The sequence below is a fragment of the Janthinobacterium sp. PAMC25594 genome (assembly GCF_019443505.1).
Taxonomy (GTDB): Bacteria; Pseudomonadota; Gammaproteobacteria; order Burkholderiales; family Burkholderiaceae_D; genus Janthinobacterium.
The window spans coordinates 5840922-5865773 of the sequence record NZ_CP080377.1; the positions used below are offsets into that span (position 1 = coordinate 5840922).

General features: G+C 65.3%; 21 protein-coding genes and 2 pseudogenes. 17 read left to right on the forward strand and 6 right to left on the reverse strand.

All coding sequences use genetic code 11. The annotated features are described in order from the left end of the window. Positions 1-120 precede the first annotated feature (120 nt). Positions 121-555 carry a hypothetical protein gene (locus KY494_RS26140; RefSeq protein WP_219133673.1) on the reverse strand — a complete coding sequence of 145 codons (435 nt, stop codon included), beginning with the start codon at positions 553-555 and terminating at the stop codon, positions 121-123. A 287-nt stretch (positions 556-842) separates the two neighbouring features. On the opposite strand from KY494_RS26140, the gene KY494_RS26145 reads away from it, so the two are divergent. Beyond that, complete coding sequence (locus KY494_RS26145) at positions 843-1637, forward strand: alpha/beta fold hydrolase (RefSeq protein ID WP_219133671.1); 795 nt, start codon at positions 843-845, stop codon at positions 1635-1637. A 69-nt stretch (positions 1638-1706) separates the two neighbouring features. On the opposite strand, the gene KY494_RS26150 is transcribed toward KY494_RS26145, so the two are convergent. Beyond that, the gene (locus KY494_RS26150; protein WP_219888715.1) at positions 1707-2396 is read right to left on the reverse strand and encodes a hypothetical protein; all 690 of its coding nucleotides are present in this window, start codon (positions 2394-2396) and stop codon (positions 1707-1709) included. A gap of 138 nt (positions 2397-2534) precedes the next feature. On the opposite strand from KY494_RS26150, the gene KY494_RS26155 reads away from it, so the two are divergent. The 4 genes from KY494_RS26155 (at position 2535) to KY494_RS26170 (ending at position 9160) form a co-directional block, all read left to right on the forward strand. Continuing rightward, positions 2535-3374 (forward strand): M15 family metallopeptidase, encoded by an 840-nt coding sequence (locus tag KY494_RS26155; protein WP_219888716.1) that lies wholly within the window; start codon positions 2535-2537, stop codon positions 3372-3374. 195 nt (positions 3375-3569) lie between these two features. Beyond that, the gene (gene tssM / locus KY494_RS26160) at positions 3570-7394 is read left to right on the forward strand and encodes a type VI secretion system membrane subunit TssM (RefSeq protein WP_219888717.1); all 3825 of its coding nucleotides are present in this window, start codon (positions 3570-3572) and stop codon (positions 7392-7394) included. Next, the gene (gene tagF / locus KY494_RS26165) at positions 7391-8371 is read left to right on the forward strand and encodes a type VI secretion system-associated protein TagF (protein ID WP_219888718.1); all 981 of its coding nucleotides are present in this window, start codon (positions 7391-7393) and stop codon (positions 8369-8371) included. Before tssM ends, tagF begins: the two co-directional genes overlap by 4 nt. Before the next feature lie 9 nt (positions 8372-8380). Beyond that, a complete protein-coding gene (locus tag KY494_RS26170) occupies positions 8381-9160 on the forward strand; it encodes an OmpA family protein (protein ID WP_219133665.1) in 780 nt (259 codons plus the stop codon). Positions 9161-9188: 28 nt separating this feature from the next. Here the strand turns inward: KY494_RS26170 and icmH are convergent, their stop codons facing one another. The 3 genes from icmH to tssJ are packed head-to-tail and all read right to left on the reverse strand — an operon-like array spanning position 9189 to position 11965. Further along, positions 9189-9974, reverse strand: coding sequence for a type IVB secretion system protein IcmH/DotU (gene icmH / locus KY494_RS26175; protein ID WP_219133664.1), 786 nt, complete (start codon positions 9972-9974; stop codon positions 9189-9191). Then, positions 9971-11341, reverse strand: a complete 1371-nt coding sequence (gene tssK / locus KY494_RS26180; RefSeq protein ID WP_219888719.1) for a type VI secretion system baseplate subunit TssK — start codon at positions 11339-11341, stop codon at positions 9971-9973. Before tssK ends, icmH begins: the two co-directional genes overlap by 4 nt. Before the next feature lie 36 nt (positions 11342-11377). Further along, on the reverse strand, positions 11378-11965 hold the full coding sequence (tssJ, locus tag KY494_RS26185) for a type VI secretion system lipoprotein TssJ (RefSeq protein ID WP_219888720.1): 588 nt from the start codon (positions 11963-11965) through the stop codon (positions 11378-11380). Positions 11966-12243: 278 nt separating this feature from the next. On the opposite strand from tssJ, the gene KY494_RS26190 reads away from it, so the two are divergent. The 12 genes and pseudogenes from KY494_RS26190 to KY494_RS26240 all read left to right on the forward strand — a co-directional run bounded on the left by KY494_RS26190 (position 12244) and on the right by KY494_RS26240 (position 24170). Further along, positions 12244-12834, forward strand: a complete 591-nt coding sequence (locus KY494_RS26190) for a tetratricopeptide repeat protein (RefSeq protein ID WP_258194476.1) — start codon at positions 12244-12246, stop codon at positions 12832-12834. Positions 12835-12931: 97 nt separating this feature from the next. Beyond that, positions 12932-13180: pseudogene (locus KY494_RS29935) on the forward strand (type VI secretion system contractile sheath small subunit); the annotation flags it as partial. A 96-nt stretch (positions 13181-13276) separates the two neighbouring features. Then, positions 13277-13954, forward strand: a pseudogene (gene tssC, locus KY494_RS29940) (type VI secretion system contractile sheath large subunit); the annotation flags it as partial. 31 nt (positions 13955-13985) lie between these two features. Continuing rightward, positions 13986-14477: a type VI secretion system tube protein Hcp gene (locus KY494_RS26200; RefSeq protein WP_034750126.1), complete on the forward strand. Its 492-nt coding sequence runs from the start codon at positions 13986-13988 to the stop codon at positions 14475-14477. 66 nt (positions 14478-14543) lie between these two features. Then, on the forward strand, positions 14544-15017 hold the full coding sequence (tssE, locus tag KY494_RS26205) for a type VI secretion system baseplate subunit TssE (RefSeq protein ID WP_219888723.1): 474 nt from the start codon (positions 14544-14546) through the stop codon (positions 15015-15017). Next, positions 15014-17653 carry a type VI secretion system ATPase TssH gene (gene tssH / locus KY494_RS26210; RefSeq protein WP_219888724.1) on the forward strand — a complete coding sequence of 880 codons (2640 nt, stop codon included), beginning with the start codon at positions 15014-15016 and terminating at the stop codon, positions 17651-17653. Before tssE ends, tssH begins: the two co-directional genes overlap by 4 nt. 20 nt (positions 17654-17673) lie before the next feature. Beyond that, complete coding sequence (gene tssA / locus KY494_RS26215) at positions 17674-18705, forward strand: type VI secretion system protein TssA (protein WP_219888725.1); 1032 nt, start codon at positions 17674-17676, stop codon at positions 18703-18705. A 48-nt stretch (positions 18706-18753) separates the two neighbouring features. Continuing rightward, positions 18754-19539, forward strand: a complete 786-nt coding sequence (locus tag KY494_RS26220) for an ABC transporter substrate-binding protein (protein ID WP_258194477.1) — start codon at positions 18754-18756, stop codon at positions 19537-19539. 34 nt (positions 19540-19573) lie between these two features. After that, on the forward strand, positions 19574-20086 hold the full coding sequence (locus KY494_RS26225; protein ID WP_219888728.1) for a lipocalin family protein: 513 nt from the start codon (positions 19574-19576) through the stop codon (positions 20084-20086). Positions 20087-20350: 264 nt separating this feature from the next. After that, complete coding sequence (locus tag KY494_RS26230) at positions 20351-22108, forward strand: methyl-accepting chemotaxis protein (RefSeq protein WP_219888730.1); 1758 nt, start codon at positions 20351-20353, stop codon at positions 22106-22108. Positions 22109-22179: 71 nt separating this feature from the next. Next, positions 22180-22887, forward strand: a complete 708-nt coding sequence (locus tag KY494_RS26235; protein ID WP_219888731.1) for a tRNA-uridine aminocarboxypropyltransferase — start codon at positions 22180-22182, stop codon at positions 22885-22887. An 80-nt stretch (positions 22888-22967) separates the two neighbouring features. After that, positions 22968-24170, forward strand: coding sequence for a PA0069 family radical SAM protein (locus KY494_RS26240; RefSeq protein WP_375143417.1), 1203 nt, complete (start codon positions 22968-22970; stop codon positions 24168-24170). Here the strand turns inward: KY494_RS26240 and KY494_RS26245 are convergent. Then, entirely contained in the window at positions 24167-24793 is a 627-nt protein-coding gene (locus KY494_RS26245; RefSeq protein ID WP_219891753.1) for a gamma-glutamylcyclotransferase, read from the reverse strand. The genes KY494_RS26240 and KY494_RS26245 overlap by 4 nt on opposite strands. Between the last annotated feature and the right edge of the window lie 59 nt (positions 24794-24852).

Here is a 24852-nt window from a genome sequence, read left to right on the forward strand (position 1 = left end):
ACGTGGCCCTTTTGTTTTGCGCGCACGGTTTCCCGTTCACGCTTGCTCTCCCTTTAGTGTCTTAACGACATGCGCGGTGCCGGTCTGCTGGTGGCAGGGGCATGCTCAGTGTTTCCCGGATCAGGGATCCACAAACACGTCGAAACGCACTTTGAGCGGGCTGCCCCAGGAGATTTCCACCCAGGCCAGGAAACCGCCGTTATATGGCGCGATGTTGTACACGGCCATGCGGGCGGCGCCAATGAAACGGTCCTGGGGAGTCGCGGCATATTCGCTGATATTGAGAAATACGCGCGAATTGGCCTTCACGTTGGCATTGGCGAAGTTGACCGAAGGATGCACGCCATTGGCGGTCCACGTGTAATAGGTGGTGAAGGCGGCGGAGCTCAAATTCAGATCCTGTGCCGCCGCGCCTTTTGCACTCTTGCCTTCCTGCTCCATCGGCGCATCTGTTTCTTCCAGTGCCAGGTTGCTGCCGGTGCGATGTTCTACTTTCATTTCCATGATGTACTCCTGATCGATAGTTTGGACGCCGCGCCTGACGTCGCGTGGCAAGACGCCCTATCTGTTGCCGTGACGGCCAGTGTCACGTCCTGGCTGATAAGGTAGCCGCCTGCTCCATGCTGTTGGAGTAAGCCATTCTAGGCAAACGCGCGGGCAAAAAGCGCGCCGCGCCACCGGAAAAACGGCGCTAACTTGTGCTGGCGCAAACACCTTGCAGGCAAGGGGCAAGATCTTTTCCTGTTGGCTATTTTTATGGGGGCGCCACGCATGTCGCGCAGGACAATGGCACAATAGGTGCCGCCGACCTGTCGATGCGCAACCCGTTGCGAGCCTAGCCCATGCCGATACTGAACCTGAGTGCCGAAACTGATATCTATTACGAGCTGATCGACGGCGACCCCGCCAAGCCCTGTCTGGTATTCCTGCACGAGGGGCTCGGCTGCTGTGCGATGTGGAAAGATTTTCCCGCGCAGCTATGCCAGGCGACGGGCTGCCGCGGCTTGCTGTATGACCGCCACGGCTATGGGCAATCGTCGCCGCTGGCGGCGCGCCGCCAGCTCCATTATTTGCACGACTACGCGCTGTGCGAGCTGCCGCAAGTGCTCGCCGCACTGCTGCCGGGACAGGACCATTTTCTCATCGGCCACTCCGATGGCGGCAGCATCGCCCTCATTTATGCGGCGCAGCAGCCGCCGCGCTTGCGCGGCATCATCACCGAAGCGGCGCACGTGTTTGTCGAGGGCGTCACGCTCGATGGCATCCGCGTGGCGGACGCGGCGTTTGGCGCCGGCAAGCTGCGCGCGTTGGCGAAATACCATGGCGACAAGACGGAATCCATCTTCAAGGCCTGGTCGGATACCTGGCTCAGCTACGGTTTCCAGTTCTGGAACATCGAATACCTGCTGCCTTCCGTCGAATGTCCGGCGCTGGTGCTGCAGGGCAGCGAGGACCAGTACGGCAGCGCGGCCCAGGTCGACACGATCGTGGCGCAGGCCCTCAACGCCGTGCCTGCCATGGTCGAACAATGCGGGCATGCACCGCACCAGGAGCAGCCACAGGCATTGCTGGCGCTGATGGAAGGCTTTTTGCAAGGCCGCATGGACGCGGCCGCTCACCCGAGAAACACATGCTAGACCACCCCGATCACCGGGTATTGACCAGCCGCGACAGGCGGACCTGACGTCCCAGCGGCCGCGTCGACCTCAATGGCAGGCGGGATCGCTGTCCCAGCGGCCCGAGCAGATGCGCGAGCGGCACAGCATGCCTTCGATCAGGCCCAGCTGCTTGCAGCGTTGCAAGAGTTCCGCCGTTTCCTGTTCCTGTTCTTGCTCCCGCTGGCGCAGCACCACGTCGCGCACGGGCTTTGCCGTGCCTTCCTGCCGGTGCGCATGGGCCACCATCGCCGTCAGCAAGGCGACGTCGCTGTCGCCGGGCGCTGCGGCCGGCCTTTGCCCCTGCGGCCGCGCGGGCGGTGCCGTCTTGCGTGGCGCACTGGCGCTCGCGCTTGCCGTTGTGGCAGCGACCGCAGGCAAGGGCGGGGCCGCCGTATTGACGATGGTGGCCGCCTGCGCCGCGTGCGGGGCCACCGTTGGTGCGGATGGCGCCGGCAGTGCGGGCGCAGCCACAGTCACGGCCGTGGCGGGCGCCGGCGGCATGATGCTCGTGTCATAAGCGAGCACGGCCGTGATCAGCAGCGCCAGGCACAGCGCGCCAGCGGCCCAGTGCCGCCAGCCGGGGCGCCAACGCGGGGCGGGCCTGGCCGCAGGCGCGGCGACGCCGTGTTCGAGCTGCGACAGGATGCCCTTGCCGTCGCTGTGCGCGCCCGCCGCGCCGGCCTTGCTCAGCAGGTCAGGACCGTGCGCCTGGCCATCCCCGGTTTTCAATAGAGACAAAATATCACCTCCGCAGTGGATCAAACTCGACTGACCTTGATGTAAACCGCGCTCATGCGGGCCGCGGACGCCTACGATCTAGCGATACCGCCGGGAAATTGCTGTCCGGCCCAGACTACCCCTGTCACGGAGCGCCCCATGTTCGTCGCCCTGGTCCTGATGTATTTTCTGCTTGCCTGTTTTGCCTGCTGGCTGCTGCTGTTTCCCGGCGGTCGCGCCATCATGCTGCACACACTCGTCAACCTCGGTTGGCGCGTGCAGCGGCGCGCGCAGCACCTGAAGGGCGGCAGCGGCGCGCAGTGGCAGCGCATGCGGCGGCACACGGGCTCGGGCATGGCGCGCGCCTGGCAGCTGCTGTTGCGGCATCGCTGGCTGAGCCTGGCAGGCAGCGTGCTGGTCATCGTGCCGCCTCTGCTGGCGTGGTTGTCCAGCGACCGCATCGCCCTGCGTGGCTATGCCGACCGGCAACACATCATCAACGACCAGGTCAGCGACTTGCTGAAAGGCGAGCAGCTGGTGCCGCCACCGACCTTGCCGCCGCTGCTGTTTTCCACGGCGGAAGTAACGCAGCTGCGCCCGCTGCTGGGCGGCGCCAGCCGCAACTGGCAATTGCTCGACCATGACTACGCGCAGCGTTTGCTGCTGGTCTTCAAGATCATGAAGGACGTGCATGGCTACGACATGGTCTTGCTGGAAGGCTACCGCAGCCCCGCGCGCCAGGACCAACTGGCGGCGGCCGGCCCGAACGTGACCAACGCCAGGGCGTTTCAAAGCTATCACCAGTATGGCCTGGCGGCCGATTGCGCATTCATGCATGAAGGAAAGCTCATCATTTCTGAAAAAAATGCCTGGGCCATGCGCGGCTACCGTTTATATGGCGTGACGGCCGAATCGGTGGGCCTGCGCTGGGGCGGGCGCTGGACCATGATGGATTTTGGCCACACGGAATTGCCGCAACCGCGCGTGCTGGGCAAGTAAGCCGCGCCAGCCATTCTAGCGCCGCGCCGCGCCATCATTTTCACCGCTGCAAGCTTGCTTGCGCAGCGTCAATGGCACGCCAGCGCCTGCCATGCGCTGGCGCCTGGTACTTGTCATATGTCAACAAAGGCGCGCCGCATTGCTGTCAGCATGGGTCGAATCCGCCTTGCTTTGCGACCTCACCCTGGGCTCATCATGCTGCGACGAATCTGGTATTTCCTCACCGACAGCCGCAATCTGACCATCCTCGGCTTCGTGGCGCTGGCCGTGTTCCTGTACCTGGGGGCCGAGGTGCTGGAAGTGGCGCTGATCTGGGCGCTGGCCTTGCTGCTGCTGGCTTTTCTCACCTGGCTGGGCCTGTGGCTGTGGCGCCGGCGCCGCGCGCGGCGCAATGCCCAGGCGCTGGGGCAAGCCATCCTCAACGAGGCCGAGATCGCCGCCGCGCAAGCGGCCTCGGCCTCGACGGCCAACAGCACCCAGCAGGGTGAACTCGACGCGGTGCGCACGGGCATGCTGGCCGCCATCGAGACCATCAAGACGTCCAAGCTGGGCCTCAAATCGGGCGCCGCCGCCCTGTACGAATTGCCGTGGTACATGATCATCGGCAACCCGGCTGCCGGCAAGAGCAGCGCCATCCTGCATTCTGGCCTGCAATTCCCTTTCGCTGACGGCAAGGTCGTGCAAGGCGTGGGCGGCACGCGCAACTGCGACTGGTTTTTCACCACGGATGGCATCGTGCTCGACACGGCAGGGCGCTACTCCGTCGTCGACGAGCACCGCGGCGAGTGGTTCGGCTTTCTCGACCTGCTGAAAAAATACCGGCGCAAGGCACCCATCAACGGCATCCTCATCGCCGTCAGCATCGCCGAACTGGGAGGCAACCCCGACGTGGGCATGCAACTGGCGCGCAGCCTGCGCAAGCGCGTGCAGGACGTCATCGAACGCCTGGAAGTGTTCGCGCCCCTGTACATCGTGTTTACCAAGGCGGACCTGATCGCCGGCTTCACGCAGTTTTTTGCGGATGCCGAACGCAGCGAACGCGAGCGCGTCTGGGGCGCCACCATGCCCTACCAGCGCAAGCTGCCCACGGCGGACTTGCTGGCGTTTTTCGACCAGAGTTTCGATGAATTGCACGATGGCTTGACGGAGCTGAGCCTGGCCAACATGGCGCACCGGCAACGCAAGACGATGGCGCCCGGCGTATTTACTTTCCCGCTGGAATTTGCCGCCATCAAGCCGGCCCTGCGCGCCTTCATCGCCACCCTGTTCGAGGAAAATCCGTTCCAGTTCCAGCCCGTGTTCCGCGGTTTTTATTTCACCAGCGCGCTGCAGGAGGGCGAGCCCGTGAGTGCCTCCTCGCAGCAGGTGGCGCGCCGCTTCGACCTGGCCTTCGCACCGGCCCCGGCCGCCGTGCCATCGGGCGCGCGCCAGCATGGCTATTTCCTGCTGGAGCTGTTCCGCAAGGTGATTTTTGCCGACAAGCACCTGGTGGCCAACTATGCCAACCGTGCCAAGCTGCGCTTCAAATATGCCGTGTTCTTTGCCGCCACCGTGTCGCTGGGCGCCTGCCTGGGCGGCTGGAGCTGGTCTTATCTGGGCAACCGGCAACTGGTGGCCAATGTCGAGGCCGATTTAAATAAAGTGGTGAAGCTGCAGGAGCGGCGGCTGGACTTGCAGTCGCGCCTGGAAGCGCTGGAGATCTTGCAGGACCGTATCGAGCAGCTGGAAGCGTACCGCACGCAACGTCCCTGGTCCTTGCGCCTGGGCCTGTATCAGGGCGATTTACTTGAGCGCAAGCTGCGCGAGGAATATTTTGCCGGCGCGCGCCAGGTCATGCTGGCCCCCGTGGCGGCAGCGCTGGAAGCCTTGCTGTTCGAGATGAACGCCAGCGCCGACCAGTTGCAGCCCACGGCGCGTACGCCACAGACGCCTGCCGCCGCGTCACCCACGGCCGCGCCGCGCGGCGTGCAGTACCAGGCGGCCAGCGCGACGAATGTGGAAGATGCCTACAACGCGCTGAAAACCTATCTGATGCTGGCCGACAAGACGCATGCGGAAAGCAGCCACCTGAACGACCAGCTGACGCGTTTCTGGCGCGGCTGGCTGGAGGGCAACCGGGGCGCCATGCCGCGCGAGCAGATGATACGCAGCGCCGAACGGCTGCTGACGTTTTACCTGGCGCAGATCGGCGACCCGTCCTGGCCGCGCATCGAGCAGAAGCTGGCGCTGGTCGACCAGGCGCGCGAAAACCTGCGCCGCGTGGTGCGCGGCATGCCGGCGCGCGAGCGCGTGTATGCCGACATTCGCGCGCGCGCCTCGACGCGTTTTCCCGGCATGACGGTGGCGCGCATCATCGGCGAACAGGATCAGGCGCTGCTGGCGGGCAGTTACGCCGTCTCCGGCGCCTTTACGCGCCAGGCGTGGGAAAAGTTCGTCGAGGGCGCGTTTCGCGACGCCGCCAACCGCGAGCTGCAAAGCGCCGACTGGGTGCTGAAAAGCGCCTCCACCGACGACCTGACCCTGGAAGGCAGTCCGGAGCAGATCGAGAAAAACCTGGTGGCCATGTACAAGGCCGACTACGCGCGCGAGTGGCAGAAATTCGTGCAGGGCGTGGCCGTGGCCGACCTGAAAGGCTTTGACGGCGCCGTGCAAGCGATGAACCGCCTGGGCGACCCGCAGTCGTCGCCGATCGCCAAACTGCTCACCACCATTTACGAGGAAACCTCGTGGGACAACCCGGCGCTGCAGAATGCGCAATTGCGCAAGGCCGAGCGGGGCATCATCGCCTGGTTCAAGGAAACCGTGCTGCGCCGCGCGCCATCGCAGCTGACGGCCAATCCGGGCCTCAATGCGCAGATCGACCCGGCCCGCCTGGATAAACCGATGGGCCCCGTGGGACGCGAATTTGCCGGCGTGGGCAAGCTGGTGGCGGCCAGGGACAACAATGCCTCGTTGATGCGCGCCTACCTGGAAGCGCTGTCGAAACTGCGCAGCCGTTTGAATTTGTTGAAGAACCAGGGCGACGCGGGGCCGGGCGCGCGCCAGTTCATGCAGCAGACCCTGGAAGGCAGCGGTTCCGAGCTGGCCGACGCCCTGAAACTGGTCGACGAGCAGATGCTCACGGGGATGAGCGACGCGCAAAAGCAGGCGATACGCCCCATCCTCGTGCGCCCGCTGATGCAGACCTTTGCCGTCATCGTCGCGCCGGCCGAACTCGATATCAACAAGACCTGGGCGGCGCAGGTATACGAACCGTTCCAGAAATCGTTGGCCAACAAGTATCCGTTCGCGCCCACGGCGCGCATCGAGGCGAGCAACCTGGAGATCGGCCAGTTCTTCGGCCCGGAAGGCCTGGTGGCGAAATTCGTCACGACGTCCATGGGCCCGCTGGTGGTGCGGCGCGGCGACGTGCTGGCGCCGCGCACCTGGGCCGACATGGGCATCAGCCTGTCGCCGCAGGTGGTGGCGCGCCTCCCCGGCTGGATCGCTCCGTTGGGCGCGGGCGGCGTGGCGGCCACTTCGACGGCGGCGCAAACCGTGTTCCAGATCCAGCCATCGCCCGCGCCGGGCACGCTGGAATACACGGTGGAGATCGACGGCCAGCAGCTGCGCTACCGCAATACGCCGGCGCAGTGGACGAACATGGTGCATCCGGGTCCACAGGGCGCATCGGGCATGCAGGGGGCGCGCATCACGGCCGTCACCTTCGACGGACGCACGGTGGAACTGTTCAACGAGCCGGGGCAATTCGGCCTGAAGCGCATGATCGATGCGGCGGCCAAGAAGCGCAAGGACGGCGGCGTGTTTGAACTGCGCTGGGCGCGCGGCGAGGTGGCCGTGGCGGTCGACCTGAAAATCACCAGCAGCGCGGAAACGACGGCGACGGGTACGGGCGGAACTGCGGCGTTGCAGGAGCAGGGTTTTCGCGGCATGCAGCTGCCCGAGACCATCGTCGGCGCGCCCCCACCCGTGCCGGCCATTGCCGCCGTTGCTGTCGCTGCGGCGGGAGTGTCGCCATGATGCGCGCGCAACAGCAGGTGCGCCTCGGCTACTTCGGCAAGATCCCCGCGCGCGGCGATTTCATCAAGGCTTGCGACAATCACGCGCTGGTGCAGCTGCTCGACGACTGGCTGGCGCAAGTCATGAACGCGCTGACGTTGGAACCGCGCTGGAAGCTCAATTACGACGCCTTGCCGCCGCTGCGCTTTGCCTTTGTCGGCACGCGCAGCCGGCGCGCCATCGCCGGACGCCTGGAAGCGAGCAATGACCAGTCGCTGCGGCGCTTTCCCTTCATGGCCATGGGCGCGCTGGAAGTCGATGACGCCGAAGCCTTTGTCGCTTGCAGCCCGCTGGCGCTGGCGCCCCTGTGGCAGCGCGTGGAGCAGCTCTCGCAAGGCATTGTGACCAGCGCCGAACCGGGGCCGGCGCTGCTGGCGCTGGCCGGCAACGTGGTCGAAGTCGAGCCGGCCGCACCGTGCCACGCGGCGCGGCTGGCCGCCTTCCTGCAGACGCAGACCGTGCACGGCTTGCAAACGATGCTCGCTTCGCCCGCATTCCCCGTGACGGTGCGCGAACTGCTGCTGGGTCTGGGCCTGCTGCTGCAACCGGTGCGCCAGAGCGGCTTGCCGCGCCTGGAAAAAAGCCTGGTGCTGCCGCTGCCGCAGGACGTGCAGCTGCGCGAGCTGGTGGCCAGCTTCTGGCTGCACCTGATCGCGCCTTTCCTGCGCCAGGCCGATTTCGAACTGGCGCTGTTCTTTTCCCACCTCGACGAGGCGCCCGTGCTGGTGATCGGTTTTTGCGGCGCCGACCCGCACGGCTTGCGCGCGCTGATCGATCCGCAGGCCGGCAGCGAACGGCTGATCGTGTTCGACCAGCTCGACTGGGTTGACGAGCAGTTGGGAGACGCTGCGGCGCTGCGCCAGTTGTCCGCCTGCCTGCAGCAGGAGCAGCTGTCGCTGCGCTCGGCCTGCGCCATGTTTGCCGATACCTTTGCCTGAAGGATTGCGATGAAGCCGACCGTTTTCTTCCTGCTGCTGGGCGCCGCCACTTCCTGCCACGCCCAGGCACAAGCGCCCCAGACGCCGATGCCGGGGCAGATCCTCGTCACGGGCACCCTGGCCGACGAGGCGGGCAAGGCGGCCGTGCTGGCCCGCCTGCGCGAACTGTATGGCGCCGAGCGCGTGGTCGACCAGATCGCCATCGGCAACGTGGCCGTGCCGGCCAACTGGAACGGTTACGTGCAAAAACTGATCGCGCCGAACCTGAAGCTCATTTCGCGGGGGCAGATCAGCATCGCCGGCAACAACGTCAGCGTGCGCGGCGAAGTGGCGAACGAGGCGCAGCGCCAGCAGATCGCCAGCGACATCGCCACCAGCCTCAATCCCACCTACACCGTCAACAACGGCTTGCGCGTCAAGGCGCCCGAGGCCGAGCAGGGCTTGCTCGATGCGGCGCTGGACAAGCGCATCATCGAATTCGACAGCGGCAAGGCGTCCATCACGCCGGCCGGCCTGGCCATCCTCGACGAGATGGCGGCCGCCATGCTCAGGCTGCGGGGCCGCAAGGTGGAGGTGATCGGCCACACGGACGATACGGGCCTGCGCGCCAGCAATGTGGCCCTGAGCCTGGCGCGCGCCGAAGCCGTGCGCGCCTACCTGGCCAGCAAGGGCGTCGTGGCCGATACCGTGCTGGTGTCGGGCCAGGGTCCGGACCGGCCCGTGGCCAGCAACGCCACGGCCGATGGCCGGGCGCGGAATCGGCGCATCGAGTTCCGCATTGCTCAATGAAGCACGCGTAATGGGACATGCGCAATGATCAGGGGAGTGTGATCGTCAGGTGCGCTGGCCGTGGCGCCAGTTTGACCAGGTCCGCATACGCGGCCAGGGTCGTTTGCGTGCCGCGCGTCAGATGCGTTTTCAGGCCCAGGTAGGCGCAGATGGCCAGCAGGGCGAAAAAGCTCGACAGCGCCCACAGCGGCACGTCGCTGCCGCGTTTGTTGACCACCTGGTCGGGGCGCTCCGCGCGCGGCGCGAAGCCACGGCTCTTGCCCTTGATGTGGGCGATTTCGTCGCCCAGGCGCGCCGTCAGGTAGCTGAGTTTTTCGCCGCCGTCGATCGCATACTTGCCCTGGAATCCCAGTAATAAACACATGTGGAACACTTGCAGCGCCTGCACGCGCATGGCGCCCTTGCCGCGCAAGGCGTCGAGGCGGTCGAAAAAATGTTCGCCCGCCAGCTGGTCGCCAAAGATCAGCAGCTGCAGCGGGCGCCGCTCCCACTGCTTGCGCAGGGTGAACGGCGAGGCCAGGATGATTTCATCGACGGCCGCGCAAAACGCATACTTGGCCGCCTCGATATCGTCGCCATCGGCGCGGATCTTTTTCGCTTCGCGTTCGAAGTCGCCGAGAAAGGCCGTGATGCGGTCCATGAAGCTTTGCTCGTCGCCGGGCGCCGAACCGTGCTTCAGCATGAACAGCATGTAAAAGCCTTCGTGCATCAGGTCCAGCAGGGCGCTGCCGGCCTGCCGGCTGTTGCCTGCAGGGGCGGCACCGCGTGGTCCCAGCAGGGAGGGCGCCGCGCGCCGTTCAATGAGCTGGCTCATGCCGTCACCGCGATCAGTTCCAGCTGCAGGTCGCGTATGCCGGCCGGCACGTAGACGGAAATCGACTGCGCCTTGAGCATCTGTTCATACAGGGCGCCGCGGTTTTCAATCGCAAAATAATAGGTGTCGGGGCGCACGGGAATGGCCGCCGGCACTTGCGGCGCATGCGACAATTTGAGGCCGGGCATGGCCGTGAGCACGCATTTTTCCACGTCGTCGGGCGCGCCCACTTTTACCCGCAGCGGCACCACATCCACCAGTTCGATGGCGGGCATGGCGGCGCGTATCGCCAGGTACAAGGTGGTGTGCTGGTCGATCTTGCCCGAATCGAGCTTGCCCAGGTAATACGAGGGCTTGTCCTCCAGCAGGGCGATGGAAAAATACTTCGACGAGATGACGGTGTCAAGCAGTTCGCGGATGATCGCATCGATGGCGTCGAAGCAGGCGCCCGGCTGCGCATGGTCGTAGGCGGGCAGGCTGGCCAGGGTGTAGTGCTTGGAGTAGCTGAGCAAGCCGCCCGCGAGGCCCAGCAGCACCTCGTACAGGCGCTCAGGATGCAGGGCCGGATGGCGCACATAGTGCATCAGCGCGGCGGCGGCCGTGCTGACCGTGTGCAGCAGCCAGAACGAGGACACGTCGCCCGAGCGGAATTCGATCACGTTGCGGCTCGGCTCGCGGTGGTGGCCGTGCAGCGCGCTCACTTTCGCCTGCAGCGCGTCGAGCAGGTGTTCCAGCACGCCTTGCAGGCGCGGCGCGCCGGCGATCGCCAGGCTGGGCGCCATGAACGATGGCACGGGCTCGAAGCCGCCCGACACCGTGCGCCGCAGGGCGATCAGCGGCAGGCAGTCGTAGGAGCCGCGCGCCTCGCTGTCGGGAATCAGGCGCACGGTCTTCTTCAGGTAGGCCACGTCGGCGACGGCGGACTCCGTAAACAGGTCGGGCGTGGCGCGCATGGCGTGCGCAAAGCGCGTGGCTGCAGGCGTGCCTGCCTTTGACGCCTGCGCCGTGTAATTCATGCCTTCGCGGTTGAGGATGGGCAGCGCCGCGTAGTACGTCACTTCCTGCACCGCCGGCGGCAGCGCTTCCAGGTCCACCGGCGGGGGCAGGGCATCGCTGCCGGGTGCGCCGTCGCCCAGCGCCTCGAACACTTCGCCGTCGCGGAAGATCGCCGACAGAGCGTGCAGGCGCAGGGTGCCCGTCTGCAGCGCCGCCAGATCCCATTCCATGTGCGCCACGCCCCACAGGTAGGGATGCAGCGCGCTGGCCGTGTGATGCAGGCGCGCTTCGTGATACTGATCCTGGCGCTGGAAATGCTGCGGCCGCAGGAACAGGCCCTCTCCCCACAAGACTTTCGCTGCCATGCCCATCTCGTTTCTCCTTGTATGTGTCGCGTGCCCGTGTGCCTATTGGCAGCGCGGGGCCGACAGCGCGGCCATGCCGCTGACGCTCAGCGCGCAGGCGTGCAGGCCGACGGTGATGCCGCTGCGTTCCGCGTCGGCGGCGGCAAAGGTGGCGCGCCAGCGCTGCGCCGCTGGCGCGCGGAACAGGGCCACCACGCCGATGAAATACGCTTCCTTGCTGACTTTTTCCTGCACTTCGTAGCGCTGGCCCGGCACCAGCAGCACTTCCTTCACTTCCATCAGGTCGGCGCCCAGTGCCGCCTTTTCGCGCTGCGCGTCGAGGAAGCTGTCGTATGGGGCCTGCTCGAAGGCGGCGCTCTGGCGCAGTTTGTAGATGCGCGCCACCAGCGCCAGCGGCCGGCCTTCGGCATCGGTGTTGAGGCGCTGCGCCGCGTGCAGGCGGATGCTGACGTTGCGCGGCGGTTTTTGCGCGTCCGGCAGTTCGGGCGGCGGCTTGGCCACGCCGGCCATTTGCAGCGCCGCGTTGGCCAGGGTGCCGATGGTGCCGCCCGCGCAGCCGGCCAGCAGAAGGGCCGGCAGCAGTAGTGCGGTGGCGCGGACCAGGCGGCGGAGCGGGGCGTCAGATGGCATGGACGATCTTTGCAAAAATGGTGGGTGGAAATAAAAGTCTTGCAGTCATTTAAACGCATGTGCCAGCGGCCTGCTTGCGTTGGCGCAAAGTCCGCCTGCGATCAAGACAATTACTGCGCCAGATCAGGATTCATGACGCTGTCCGCCGCTGTGGCGTGGAACTTCTTCTTTGCTGATTAATCTCAATCTGGCAAAAAAATTGGCGATCAATAATGGCCTGCACCAAGGCGCCGCCCATCTTTCCCAGCGGTAGCGTCCTCCACGTGAAGGAATGCCCGATGAAGCCAGCCACCATGTTGCCCCGTATTGCCTGCCTCGCCAGCGCCTTGCTGCTGGCCGCCTGCGCCACGCCAGACCAGCCGGCGCCCACCAAACCTGCCTCGCCGACCCTGGCGCAAGTGATGAGCGACGCCGATGCGGCCGCGCGCGCCGGCCAGTACGAACGCGCCATGACCCTGCTCAAGTCCGGTGGCAGCAGCTACCCGGCCGACAAGGCGCCGTGGCTGCAAATGGCGCAGATGAAGTTCGACCGAGGCCAGTACGGCGATGCCATCGGCCATGCGCTCGAAGCGCTGGAACGCGATCCGGACGACAAGATCGCCAACAGCATCGTTGCCGTCAGCGGTTTGCGCCTGTCTGGCAAGGCGCTGGCCGACCTGTCGCGGCAAAACAACCTGAATGGCTCGCTGCGCTCGGAAGCGCAGGAGCTGGCCAAGCTGCTGCGTGCCAGCATCGGCGAAGACGTGCTGGTGCCGCCGGCCAGACGCCCACCGGCGGCCGGCAAGCGCGCCGCCGGTTCCGGCACGCCGGCGACGAAGGGCCCGGCATCGTCAGGCAGCGCGGCCGACCCGTTCAGCGGCTTGAAGTAAGCCAGCATCCCTACCATCCCTTTGCAAAGGAAGCGACATGCCCAAGTCCGACAGCGTGCAGAAACGCCTGAAGCAGATACGCGCGCCGCGCGTGCAAATGACCTATGACGTCGAGATTGGCGACGCGATTGAAAACAAGGAGCTGCCCTTCGTGGTCGGCGTGCTGGGTGACTTTGGCGGCAATCCGGACAGCGAGAAAAAACGCCTGAAGGACCGCAAGTTCGTCGCCATCGACAGCGACAACTTCGACGAAGTGCTGGCCGGCGTGGAGCCGGTGGCGCGTTTCGCCGTGCCGAACCGCATCAGCGAAGCGGGTGGCACGTTCGCCGTCGACCTGCACTTCCGCTCGATGGATGACTTCCGCCCGGAATCGGTGGTGCGCCAGGTCGATCCCTTGGGCGACTTCGCCATCTCGCGCCAGCCGGAAGACATGTATTTCGTCGACCATCACAAATACCTGTGGTGTAACGCGGCGTATGCGTTCGGCAGCAAGCTGACGCGCGCGTTTGCCGATTACGGCTGGTGCGCCGCCATCCGCGGCGTGGAGGGCGGCGGCCTGGTGGACGACCTGCCCACCCATACCTTCAAGACGGACGAGGGCGACGTGGCCCTGAAATGCCCTGCCGAAGTGGCGATCACCGACCGGCGCGAAAAGGAATTGTCGGACCTAGGCTTCATCTCGCTGGTGCACTGCAAGAACACGGCGTATGCGGCGTTCTTCGGCGCGCAGTCGGCGCAGAAGAGCCGCAAGTACAACAGCGACGCGGCCAATGCCAACGCGGTGCTGTCGTCGCAGCTGCAGTACATCTTTGCCGTTTCGCGCATCGCCCACTACATGAAGGCCATGATGCGCGACAAGATCGGCAGCTTTGCCGCCGCCTCCAACGTGGAAGATTTTTTGAACCGCTGGCTGATGCAGTACGTGCTGCTCGACGATAACGCCAGCCAGGAACAGAAGGCGCAGTTCCCGCTGCGCGAGGCGTCCGTGCAGGTGCATGAAGTGCCGGGCCGGCCCGGCGTGTACCGCGCCGTGTCGTTCCTGCGTCCCCATTTCCAGCTCGATGAGCTGTCCGTTTCGCTCCGACTGGTCGCGGAGTTGCCGAAGTCGACCAATTCATGATCCACCCATCTTTCAACCAGAGGAGCACACCATGGCAATCGATGTATATCTGCAGATAGACGGCATCAAGGGCGAGTCCACCGATGACAAGCACAAGGACTGGATCGAGTGCAAATCGGTCAGCTGGAGCGTCGAGCAGCCGAAGTCCGCCACCGCCTCGACGGGCGGCGGCCACACGGCCGAACGCTGCGAGCACAAGGACATCGTCATCTCCAAGCTGGCCGACCTGGCCTCGCCGGTGCTGCTGCAGACCTGCTCGGCCGGCAAGACCATTCCCAAGGCGCGCTTCGAATTCATGCGCGCCGACGGCCAGGGCGAGCGCGTCAAGTACTTTGAAATCGAAATCGAGAATGTGCTGATCGGCGCCGTCACGCCGAACGTGGAAGAGGGCGACATCCTCGGTGAACACGTCGGCTTCAAGTTCTCGAAAGTGAAGTGGAAATACACGCAGCAAAAAGTGACGGGCGGCGCGGGCGGCAATACCTCGGGCGGCTGGGACCTGGCCGCGAACCGCGTGGCTTGATCCATCGCGCGCGGCGCGCGGCGGCCACCTCCGCCCGCGCGCCGCGCCGACTTTGCAGGAGAGCGCATGGACAGTTATGTACCTGGCCTGTTCGACCGCCTGATGGGCGACGGCGGTGCGGCGGGCGGCGTGGCGGCGCGCCTGTCGCTGGAACAATTGAAGGATGCGGTGGCGCGCGACCTGGAAGAGCTGCTCAACACGCGCGTGGCCTTGCCGCCCGGCGCGCTGGATGCCTATCCGGAATGCGCGGCGTCCATCGTCAACTATGGCTTGATCGATTTCGCCGGCATGTGTTTGTCCAGCAGTGAAGACCGCGCCCGCATCTGCGCCGCGCTGAAGGCGGCCATCGAACGCCACGAACCGCGCCTGCGCAATGTGCGCGCCCGCCTGGAGCGGGAAGCGGGCAGCATCAACCGCGTCGGCTTCGTCATCAGCGGCACCCTGGCCGTGCAGGCCGGGGGCGAGACGGTCAATTTCGACGCCGTGCTGCAGCCGTCGTCGCTGCGCTATTCGATCAACCGCAAGGGAGCCGCCGCATGAGCAATCATTTGAAAACCCTGATCGCCAAACTGAATGACACGTCGCGCTCTGCCGCCACCCGCGCCGCCGGCATCTGCGTGGGATTGGGCCAGTATGAAGTCGATATCGAACACCTGTTCCTGGCCCTGCTGGAACAGGAGCGCAGTGATTTCGTCACCATTGCGCGGCGCAGCGAAATCAGCCTGACGGCGCTGGAGGCGGACTTGCGCCGCGAGATCGGCGGCTTCCGCACGGGCAGCGCGCGCACGCCCGTGTTTTCGCCCCATTTGCCGCTGCTGTTCGAGCACGCCTGGCTGGTCGCCTCGCTCGATACGGCGCAGCCGGGACCCATCCGCAGCCGCCATCTGTTATTGGCGCTGCTGACGGAGCCGGAACTGTCGCAACTCGCGTACCGCGGCTCGAAGCTGTTCGCCCGCTTCAGCGTCGAGCAATTGAAGCACCATCCGGACAAGCTGACGGCCGGCTCCGTGGAGGAAAGCGCGGCCGCGCCGCAGTTTTCCGAGACACCCGACGATCCGCTTGCGACTTTGGCCAGCAAGAGCCCGGCGCTGGACCAGTTCACCACCGACCTGACGCAGCTGGCGCGCGACGGCAAGCTCGATCCCGTGATTGGTCGCGAGGGCGAGATACGCCAGGCCGTCGACATCCTGCTGCGCCGGCGCCAGAACAATCCGATACTCACCGGCGAGGCGGGCGTGGGCAAGACGGCCGTGGTGGAAGGCCTGGCCTTGCGCATCGCGGCCGGCGACGTGCCCGAGGTGCTGCAGGGGGCGCGCATCCACTCGCTCGACATGGGCTTGCTGCAGGCCGGCGCCAGCGTGAAGGGAGAATTCGAAAGCCGGCTGAAGAACGTTATCGACGAGGTGGCGAAAAGCCCGCATCCCGTCATCCTCTTCATCGACGAGGCGCACACCATGATCGGTGCCGGCGGCCAGGCGGGGCAGAACGACGCGGCCAATCTGCTGAAACCGGCGCTGGCGCGCGGCGCCCTGCGCACCATCGCCGCCACCACCTGGAGCGAGTACAAAAAGTATTTTGAAAAGGATGCGGCGCTGGCGCGGCGCTTCCAGGTGGTGAAGGTGGAAGAGCCAAGCGAGGACATCGCCTGCGCCATGCTGCGCGCCATGGCACCGCTGATGGAGCGCCATTTCGGCATCCGCGTGCGCGACGCCGCCATCGTCGAGGCGGTGCGCCTGTCGCACCGCTACATCAGCGGGCGCCAGCTGCCCGACAAGGCCATCAGCGTGCTCGATACGGCCTGCGCCAAGGTGGCGCTGGGCCAGCGCGCCACGCCGGCGCAGCTGGAAAACGCGAACCGGCGGCAGGAACGCATCGGCGCGGAAATCGCCGCCCTGACGCGCGAAGCGGCTGACGGCGAAGCGTCCGACAAAACCGCTGCCGCACGCCTGGCGCAGCTGCGGCGCGAGCATGACGAAGGGCAGGCGGCAATCGCGGCCCTGGCGCAGCGCTGGGAGCGCGAAAAAACGCTGGTGGCGCAGATCGGCGACTTGCGCGCGCAACTGCGCGGCGAGCGGCCGGGCGAAGTGGGTGCGGCACGCCTGCTGGCGCTGAAGGAAGAACTGGCGGCGCTGCAGGGAGAGGCGCCGCTGTCGCCGCTGGAAGTCGACGCCCAGGTGGTGGCCGGCATCGTCGCCGGCTGGACCGGCATCCCGCTGGGGAAAATGCTCAAGGACGAGATCCGCACGGTGCTGACCCTGGACGGCGCGCTGCGCGAACGGGTGCTGGGACAGGACCACGTCATCGCGGCGGTGGCGCAGCGCGTGCGCACGGCGCGCGCCAGCCTGGACGACCCGAACAAGCCGCAAGCCGTGTTCCTGTTCACGGGGCCGTCCGGCACGGGCAAGACGGAAACGGCGCTGGCGCTGGCCGACCTGCTGTATGGCGGCGAGCGCAAGCTCATTACCATCAACATGAGCGAATACCAGGAAGCGCACAGCGTGGCCGGCCTGAAAGGCTCGCCGCCCGGCTATGTCGGCTATGGCGAAGGCGGCGTGCTGACGGAAGCCGTGCGGCGCCAGCCCTACAGCGTGGTGCTGCTCGACGAGGCGGAAAAAGCGCACCCTGATGTGCTGGAACTGTTTTTCCAGGTCTTCGACAAGGGCGTGCTCGATGATGCGGAAGGGCGCGAAGTCGATTTTCGCAACACCATCATCATCGCCACCTCGAACATGGGGGCGGGCGCCATGATGGCCGCCTGCCTGAACCGGGCGGCGCAAGACTTGCCCACGCCGGCCGCGCTGGAAGAACTGGTGCGCCCGCAACTGGTGGCGCATTTCAAGCCGGCCTTGCTGGGCCGCCTGAAGGTGCTGCCGTTCTATCCCCTGAGCGACGCGGTGCTGGCCGAGATCATCGCCCTGAAACTGGCGCATATCGGCGCGCGCATCGCGCGCAACCACCAGGCGCAGTTCAGCCATGACGCGGGCCTGGTCGACGCCGTTCTGGCGCGCTGCACCGAGGTCGATTCGGGCGCGCGCAATGTCGATCAAATTCTCAATGGCAGCCTGCTGCCGGCGATTGCCGAAGCGGTACTGGCGCGCATGGCCGAAGGCGAGCCGATCGCCTCGATACGCGTCAGCGCCGGCAAGCAGGGGCAGTTCAAGTACACGATCCGATAATCCACCTTCCGGAGAGCGCCATGTTCAACCTGGAGCAGTTGCTGCATCCCGTCAGCGCCGTCAGTCCCTGTGGCGAAGACATCACCTTCAGCCAGGAGCTCGACGCCATCGCGCGCGCGCGCCAGCACGATGACCCGAGCCTGGACCAGGGCGAATGGGTGACGGCGTTGAAGGAAGCCGACTGGCCTTTCGTGGCGACGCGCTGCGAACAGCTGATCGCAGCGCGCAGCAAGGATTTGCGCGTGGCCGTCTGGCTGGCCGAGGCGCACGCGAAGACGCGCCACTTCCGTGGCCTGGGCGATGGCTACGCGCTGTTGGCCGGCCTGTGCGAGCGCTATTGGGAAGGCCTGTACCCGCCGGCGGAAGAAGGCGACCAGGAACAGCGCATCGGCAATGTCTTCTGGCTGCTCTCGCGCACGCCGCAACTGCTGCGCCAGATCCCGCTGACCGAGGGCGCCGATGGCCTGTTTTCACTGCAGGATTTCGATGCGGCGCGCCAGCGCGCGGCCGCCAGCCTGGCGCAGGGCGCAGTGGATCAGGGCTGGGGTGATACGCGCCACGACGACGGTGCGACCCTGGCGCAGATGGAGGCGGCACGGCAAAGGAATACGCGCGCCTTTTCCGACGGCTTGCTGGCCGATGCACAGTACTGCATGCAGTCGCTGCTGGCGTTTGAGCGCAGCGTCGATGCGCGTTTCGGCGCCGATGGCCCGAGTTTTCGCGCCGCGCGCGAAGCGCTGGAAAACGTCATTCATTTCATCGCGCCGCTGTCGCCCGGCGCGGACTTCGCTGACGCGTCGCCCGCCGCCGGCCAGGGCGCCGGCAGCAGCGGGGGCGTCATCGTGCAGCGCCAGCAGGCGCTGGCCCAACTGCGCCAGGTAGCCGATTTTTTCCGCCGCACGGAGCCGCACAGCCCCGTCGCCTACCTAGCCGACAAGGCCGCCAGCTGGGGCGAGCTGCCGCTGCACCTGTGGCTGCGCGCCGTCGTGAAGGACTCGGGCACCCTGGCGCAGCTCGACGAGATGCTGGGCACGAACAGCGCGAACGGTTGATTGTTTGTCGCGCTTCCATGCTAATCTTTGGGCATGCTCAGAATGCCCATGTTGCCTGCCGCGCTATGCCTGTTCATCGCTGCCAGCGCGCAGGCCGGGACGGCGACGCCGCTGGTGATCTATGGCGACGACGATTATCCGCCGTACTCCTACGTCGAGAAAGGCCAGCTGAAAGGCATCTACACGGAGATCGTGCGCGAAGCCGTGCAATCGATGCCGCATTATGCGGTGCAACTGCGCCCCGTGCCCTGGAAACGGGGGCTGCTGATGCTGCAGACGGGCGAGGCTTTCGCCTTGTACCCGCCGTATTCGTGGCGCAGCGAGCGGCCGTATGTGCGCTATTCCGTGCCGCTGCTGATGGAGCAGCTGGTGGTGTTGTGCAGCCAGGACGTGCTGGCGAAGCGCGCGCTGCGGCAGTGGCCTGCCGATTACGGCGGCCTGCACATCGGCGTGAACGCGGGTTTCCTGCTTGGGGATGCGGCACTGACGGCGTCCTTGCATGCCGAAAGAATCGTGCTCGACCCGGCCAAGGGCACGCGCGCGAATCTGCTCAAGCTGATGCGCGGGCGCATCGATTGCTATGTCAGCGACCGCCTGTCGGCGCAGTGGGAATTGCAGCGCATCCGGCGCGCGAGTCCGCCGGGCGCGCCGATGCAGGCAATCGAGGAAACGGCGCAGCTGGCCGGCCAGCACGGTCACCTGGGCTTTACAGTGCGCCGGCCGGACTCCTACCCCTATCGCGACGACTTTATCGAGCAATTCAATGCCGCCATCGTGCGCATGCAAGCCAGTGGCGCGATCCGCCGCATCGTTGACCACGCATTGCTACCGTGACGTTGCTACCCTGATTCCACCAATGGAGAAGACCATGAAAAAACTGTTGTTCCTGTGTGTGCTCGTGCTGGCCGGCTGCGTGGGCCGTCCCGATAACATTGTCCCTGTCAGCAACTTCGACACGACCCGCTATCTTGGGAAGTGGTATGAGATCGCGCGCCTCGACCACTCGTTCGAACGGGGCCTGAGCCATGTGACGGCCGACTACAGCCTGCGCCAGGATGGCGGCCTGAAAGTGCTCAACCGCGGCTACAAGGATGCGGACGCGAAGTGGAAGGAAGCGGAAGGCAAGGCGTATTTCGTCGATAAGAAAGACGTGGGCTACCTGAAAGTGTCGTTTTTCGGGCCCTTCTATGGTTCCTACATCGTGTTTGATTTGGACCAGCAAGATTACAGCTACTCCATGATCAGCGGCCCCGACAAGTCATACTTGTGGTTGCTGTCGCGCTCGCCGACCATGGATCCTGCCTTGCAGCAGCGCCTGGTCGAGAAAGCCCGAGGGCTGGGTTTCGACACGTCAAAATTGATCTATGTGAAGCAAAATTGACCATGCTTGCCTGCCGCCCGTTCGTGGCGGCATAGCGCCTTGAAATTGTTGCTTTTCTGCATGTTATTTCTTGCAATACCATCCTGATTCACTCACAATCTGCTCCAAAGTGGTGCGCTGCGGCGCGCCGCCATTCTGGCGACCTGGGTAGCGTTGCGTCGCCGCTCGTGATTGCCGCACGGCAGATGCCTGCTATATTGGTACGTAGCAGCAAGTCGGTTTCGTGGCATCTGTGCATTGTTTTTTTCAGATAGGAATCACGCAATGAAAAACCTCAAAATCGGCGTACGTCTCGGTGGTGCTTTTGCCGCCGTCTTGCTCCTGTTGACGAGCCTGACCGTGGTGGGCATCGTGCAGATGCAAAGCGCCAGCAAGGAAACCGATGCGCTGGTCAACGTCAAGGTGCGCAATGAGCGCCTGATCGGCGAATGGACCAAGGTCATCGAGGTGAATGCGGCGCGCACGGCGGCCGCCTGGAAAGTGGGCGATCCCGAACACCAGAAGCAGTTTGAACAGGAAATGGCGGTCTCGTCGGCGCGCGCCACGGAAATCCAGAACGCTATCGGCAAGAGCGAACTGAGCACGGACGAGCAGGCGCTGTACCAGGAAGTGCTGAGCACGCGCAAGGCCTACACGGACGTGCGCAAGGATGTGTTCAAGGCCAAGAATGCGGGTGACCTGGAACTGGGCAAGCGCCTGTATGAAGGCGACATGGCCACCAAGCGCGACATTTACCTGGCGTCGCTGAACAAGCTGGCCGTGCTGGAAGCCAGATTGCTCGATGAAGCGGCCACGCACATTCGCTCGCGCTATGAAAACGGCCGTTTGCTGCAAATCTCGCTGGGCGCGGTCGCCATCTTGCTGGGTATCGCCTGCGCCTACTGGATCACGCGCTCGATCACGCGTCCCATCACGCGCGCCGTCGAGGTGGCGCAAGCCGTTTCCGCCGGCGACCTGACCAGCCATATCGTGGTAGACAGCCGCGATGAAACGGGGCAGCTGATGCAAGCGCTGAAAAACATGAACGATAAACTGGTCAGTATCGTCGGCCAGGTGCGCGTCGGCACCGAATCGATCAGCACGGCCTCGAGCGAAATTGCCGCCGGCAACCTGGACTTGTCATCGCGCACGGAAGAGCAGGCCAGTTCGCTGGAAGAGACGGCGTCTTCGATGGAAGATCTGACCTCGACCGTGAAACGCAATGCCGACAATGCGCGCAGCGCGAATCAACTGGCCATCGACGCCTCGCAGATCGCCAGCAAGGGCGGCGTGGTGGTGTCGGAAGTGGTCAGCACCATGGGCTCGATCAACGATTCCTCGCGCAAGATCGTCGACATCATCAGCGTCATCGACGCCATCGCCTTCCAGACGAATATCCTGGCCCTGAATGCGGCCGTGGAAGCGGCGCGCGCGGGCGAGCAGGGCCGCGGTTTTGCCGTGGTGGCCTCCGAGGTGCGCAACCTGGCGCAGCGCTCCAGCGCGGCGGCCAAGGAAATCAAGGGCTTGATCGACGATTCCGTGCAAAAGGTCGAGGCCGGTTCGCAACTGGTGGACAAGGCCGGCCGCACCATGGACGAAATCGTGCAAAGCATCAGCCACGTGACGCAGATCATGAACCAGATCACCGATGCCAGCGATGAGCAGCGCGCAGGCATCGAACAAGTCAACCAGGCCATTGGCCAGATGGACCAGGTGACGCAGCAAAACGCGGCCCTGGTGGAAGAAGCGGCTGCGGCGGCCGCATCCATGCAGGAACAGGCGGCCAGGCTGGCCGAGGTGGTGGGCGTGTTCAAGCTCGATGCCACACAGCACTATGTTTCCACCAGTGCGGCCCCGTCTGTGAAAGCGTCTGCGCCGGTCAAAACTGGCATGCAAGCTGCCATGCGGCCCGCCGTGCGGCGTGCGCCGGCACCAGCCATGACTGCACCCGCGCCGGGCAAGGCGGCGCCAGCGGAAGCTGTGCGCGCACGCACGCCGAAGGCGCCGGTCGCGTCCGGCACCGACGAATGGGAAGAGTTTTAAGCGCAGATTCCCCGTGGCATGGCGCGGGCGCTACAATCGCGGCTTGAAGACAGCCGCGCACGCGCTCCGCCATGACCACCCGCCGTACCTCCAGCTCTATTTCCAGCGCTACCTCCAGCCCTGACGCCGCATCGTCCTCCCTGGCTGAACCCGCCAAACGCGCACGCTGCCCAGCCTGCCTGCGCGCCACATCCAGCTGCATCTGTCGCTGGATCGCCCCCGTTGCCCACGCGGTGGAAGTGCTGATCCTGCAGCATCCGCTGGAAGTCCACAATGCCAAGGGCAGTGCCCGCTTGCTGCACCTGAGCCTGCCCAACAGCCGCATGCTGACGGGCGAGCGGTTTGCCCCGGACACGCTCGCCGCAGTGCTGGCCGACAAGCACAACGTGCTGCTGTACCCGGATACGCCCGGCGACCGTTCGCTGGGCATCGCGCCGCCGCCCGCGCTCGACCCCGCCATCTTGCTCGATTCGGCCCGATTGTTGAGCCAATTGCGGCTGGTGGTGCTGGACGCCACCTGGCGCAAGAGCCGCAAGATGCTGTACCTGAATCCCCAGTTGCAACAGCTGCCGCGCCTGCCCCTGCGCGACACGCCCGCTTCCCATTATTTGATCCGCAAGGCGCATGCGCCAGACCAGTTATCGACCTTGGAAGCGACCTGCTATGCCCTGATGCAGTTGGAGCAGGAGGCGTCCCGCTTCGTTCCCCTGATCACGGCATTTGACGGCTTTGTCGCCCAGCAGTTGAGTTATGTCATGCCGCATGGCGAAAAAGCTTGAAACGACAGCACGCCAGCCCTTGATCTTGGCCGCACAGCGGCATAGTATACTGTACGTATATACAGTTGATGGGGCCGTTCATGAAAGCAATCATTCCAGAGCACGATGACAGCTTCGCCGGGCAAGCCATGTTGCCGCCGCAATCGCTGAAAGCCCACAAGGGGCGCGGTGCCGTGTCGAACCTGCAAGGGCGCTACGAGACGCATGCGCGTGCCGGTTTCGACGATGGCTGGAGCGTGGGCGGCCTGGATGAGGCGGCTGGCGAGGCGGCTGGCGAGGCGGCGGCGCCGGGCTGGAAGACGCAGGTCAGCGACGAGCAGGCGCGCACCATCCTCACGCGCAATGCTTCGCCCGATTTGCCGTTCAATGTGTCGCTGAACCCGTACCGGGGCTGCGAACACGGCTGCATATATTGCTTTGCCCGCCCCACGCACAGTTATCTGGGCCTGTCGCCGGGCCTGGATTTCGAAAGCCGCATCTACGCCAAGGTGAACGCCCCCGAACTGTTGCGGCGCGAACTGGCCAAGCCGTCGTATGTGCCCGAACCGATCGCCCTGGGCGTCAATACCGATGCATATCAGCCGTGCGAACGCGAACGGCAGCTGACGCGGCGCGTGCTGGAGGTGTTACGCGAGTGTGATCATCCCGTGGCGCTGATCACGAAATCGTCGCTGATCGAGCGCGACATCGACATCCTGGCGCCCATGGCGGCCAAACGCCTGGCGGCCGTGGCCGTCACTGTCACCACGCTCGACCCGGCCATCGCGCGCACGCTGGAGCCGCGCGCGGCGGCCCCGGCGCGGCGGCTGCGCACCATCCGTACCCTGACGGAGGCGGGCATCCCCGTGGGCGTCAGCATCGCGCCCATCATTCCTTTCGTGACGGAACCGGAAATCGAACAGCTGCTCGAAGCCGTGCGCGACGCGGGCGCCATCCACGCCCATTACGTGGTGCTGCGCCTGCCGTGGGAAGTGAGTCCATTGTTCCAGCAATGGCTGGAAGCGCACTTCTCGGAGCGGGCCCAGCGCGTGATGAACCGCGTGCGCGAAATGCGCGGCGGCAAGGATTACGACAGCGCGTTTGGCGCGCGCATGCGGGGCGAGGGCGTGTGGGCCGATCTCATCCGCCAGCGCTTTGAAAAGGCGGTGTACCGGCTGGGGCTGCACGGCAAGGGCGGTCGCTTCAAGCAGCTCGATTGCACGCAGTTCCGCCGGCCACTGGTGGTGCCGCCGTTGGGAAACAAGGTAAAAGGGGGCAATGCGGGGCAGCTGGATTTGTTTTAAGTTAAGCCGGCGTCAGCGCTGTTGCCGCAGGGCTGCGCTGCGGCGCTGTCTTGGGTCTGTGTCTGGAGCTGCGCTAGATGTTGCTCGATGGCAAAGACATGGGGATCGCTCTTGCCCAGCTCGCGCAGGGCGCTGGCCAGGTGCAGCAGGTACTCGCTGTTCGGGCCGCTGGGGCCGTTTGATCGGGCGATCTGGCGCGCGATATCGAGTTCCGGGGCGGCGCCGAGGAAGGCGGCGTTTTCCTCGTTGGCGATGTACACCAGGCCCTCGACCTTGCCGCCGTCGTCGAAAGTGATGTCGGTGGCCAGGCGCAGATAGCCGTTTTTTTCGCGGTGGTCGAGGTGGGCGAAGACTTCGGGCGTGATCAGATACGCCATGCCGTCGCACACGGCGCCCGCCTGCGGCACGATAGTGGCGACCCGGCCCGGCGCCATCGGCGTGCCCCGGTGGTCGTGCGAGCCTTGCCAGAAGCGCCGCGTCCAGCCTTCGATGCTGGCGGGGCGCCGTTCGATATAGGGGAAGTCCGCCTTGTAGATCAGCGAGCCGTAGCCGAACAGCCAGACCTGCTCATGGCCGTCGAATTTGTTCATGCGCTGGTTGATGGCGATGGTGGCGGCGTCGATGGGCGACAGGGCGTTCTGGTCAGGCTGGGTCATGGCGTTGGCGTTGGCGGCTAGGGGCG

What these genes read in the sequence shown, in the direction of transcription:
- KY494_RS26225 (WP_219888728.1), top strand. Translation starts at nt 19,574, where the DNA reads ATGAAAAAACTGTTGTTCCTGTGTGTGCTCGTGCTGGCCGGCTGCGTG.
- KY494_RS26170 (WP_219133665.1), top strand. Translation starts at nt 8,381, where the DNA reads ATGAAGCCGACCGTTTTCTTCCTGCTGCTGGGCGCCGCCACTTCCTGC.
- tagF (WP_219888718.1), top strand. Translation starts at nt 7,391, where the DNA reads ATGATGCGCGCGCAACAGCAGGTGCGCCTCGGCTACTTCGGCAAGATC.
- tssM (WP_219888717.1), top strand. Translation starts at nt 3,570, where the DNA reads ATGCTGCGACGAATCTGGTATTTCCTCACCGACAGCCGCAATCTGACC.
- KY494_RS26220 (WP_258194477.1), top strand. Translation starts at nt 18,754, where the DNA reads ATGTTGCCTGCCGCGCTATGCCTGTTCATCGCTGCCAGCGCGCAGGCC.
- KY494_RS26240 (WP_375143417.1), top strand. Translation starts at nt 22,968, where the DNA reads ATGAAAGCAATCATTCCAGAGCACGATGACAGCTTCGCCGGGCAAGCC.
- KY494_RS26235 (WP_219888731.1), top strand. Translation starts at nt 22,180, where the DNA reads ATGACCACCCGCCGTACCTCCAGCTCTATTTCCAGCGCTACCTCCAGC.
- KY494_RS26200 (WP_034750126.1), top strand. Translation starts at nt 13,986, where the DNA reads ATGGCAATCGATGTATATCTGCAGATAGACGGCATCAAGGGCGAGTCC.
- tssA (WP_219888725.1), top strand. Translation starts at nt 17,674, where the DNA reads ATGTTCAACCTGGAGCAGTTGCTGCATCCCGTCAGCGCCGTCAGTCCC.
- KY494_RS26230 (WP_219888730.1), top strand. Translation starts at nt 20,351, where the DNA reads ATGAAAAACCTCAAAATCGGCGTACGTCTCGGTGGTGCTTTTGCCGCC.
- tssE (WP_219888723.1), top strand. Translation starts at nt 14,544, where the DNA reads ATGGACAGTTATGTACCTGGCCTGTTCGACCGCCTGATGGGCGACGGC.
- icmH (WP_219133664.1), bottom strand. Translation starts at nt 9,974, where the DNA reads ATGAGCCAGCTCATTGAACGGCGCGCGGCGCCCTCCCTGCTGGGACCA.
- tssH (WP_219888724.1), top strand. Translation starts at nt 15,014, where the DNA reads ATGAGCAATCATTTGAAAACCCTGATCGCCAAACTGAATGACACGTCG.
- tssJ (WP_219888720.1), bottom strand. Translation starts at nt 11,965, where the DNA reads ATGCCATCTGACGCCCCGCTCCGCCGCCTGGTCCGCGCCACCGCACTA.
- tssK (WP_219888719.1), bottom strand. Translation starts at nt 11,341, where the DNA reads ATGGGCATGGCAGCGAAAGTCTTGTGGGGAGAGGGCCTGTTCCTGCGG.
- KY494_RS26155 (WP_219888716.1), top strand. Translation starts at nt 2,535, where the DNA reads ATGTTCGTCGCCCTGGTCCTGATGTATTTTCTGCTTGCCTGTTTTGCC.
- KY494_RS26190 (WP_258194476.1), top strand. Translation starts at nt 12,244, where the DNA reads ATGAAGCCAGCCACCATGTTGCCCCGTATTGCCTGCCTCGCCAGCGCC.
- KY494_RS26145 (WP_219133671.1), top strand. Translation starts at nt 843, where the DNA reads ATGCCGATACTGAACCTGAGTGCCGAAACTGATATCTATTACGAGCTG.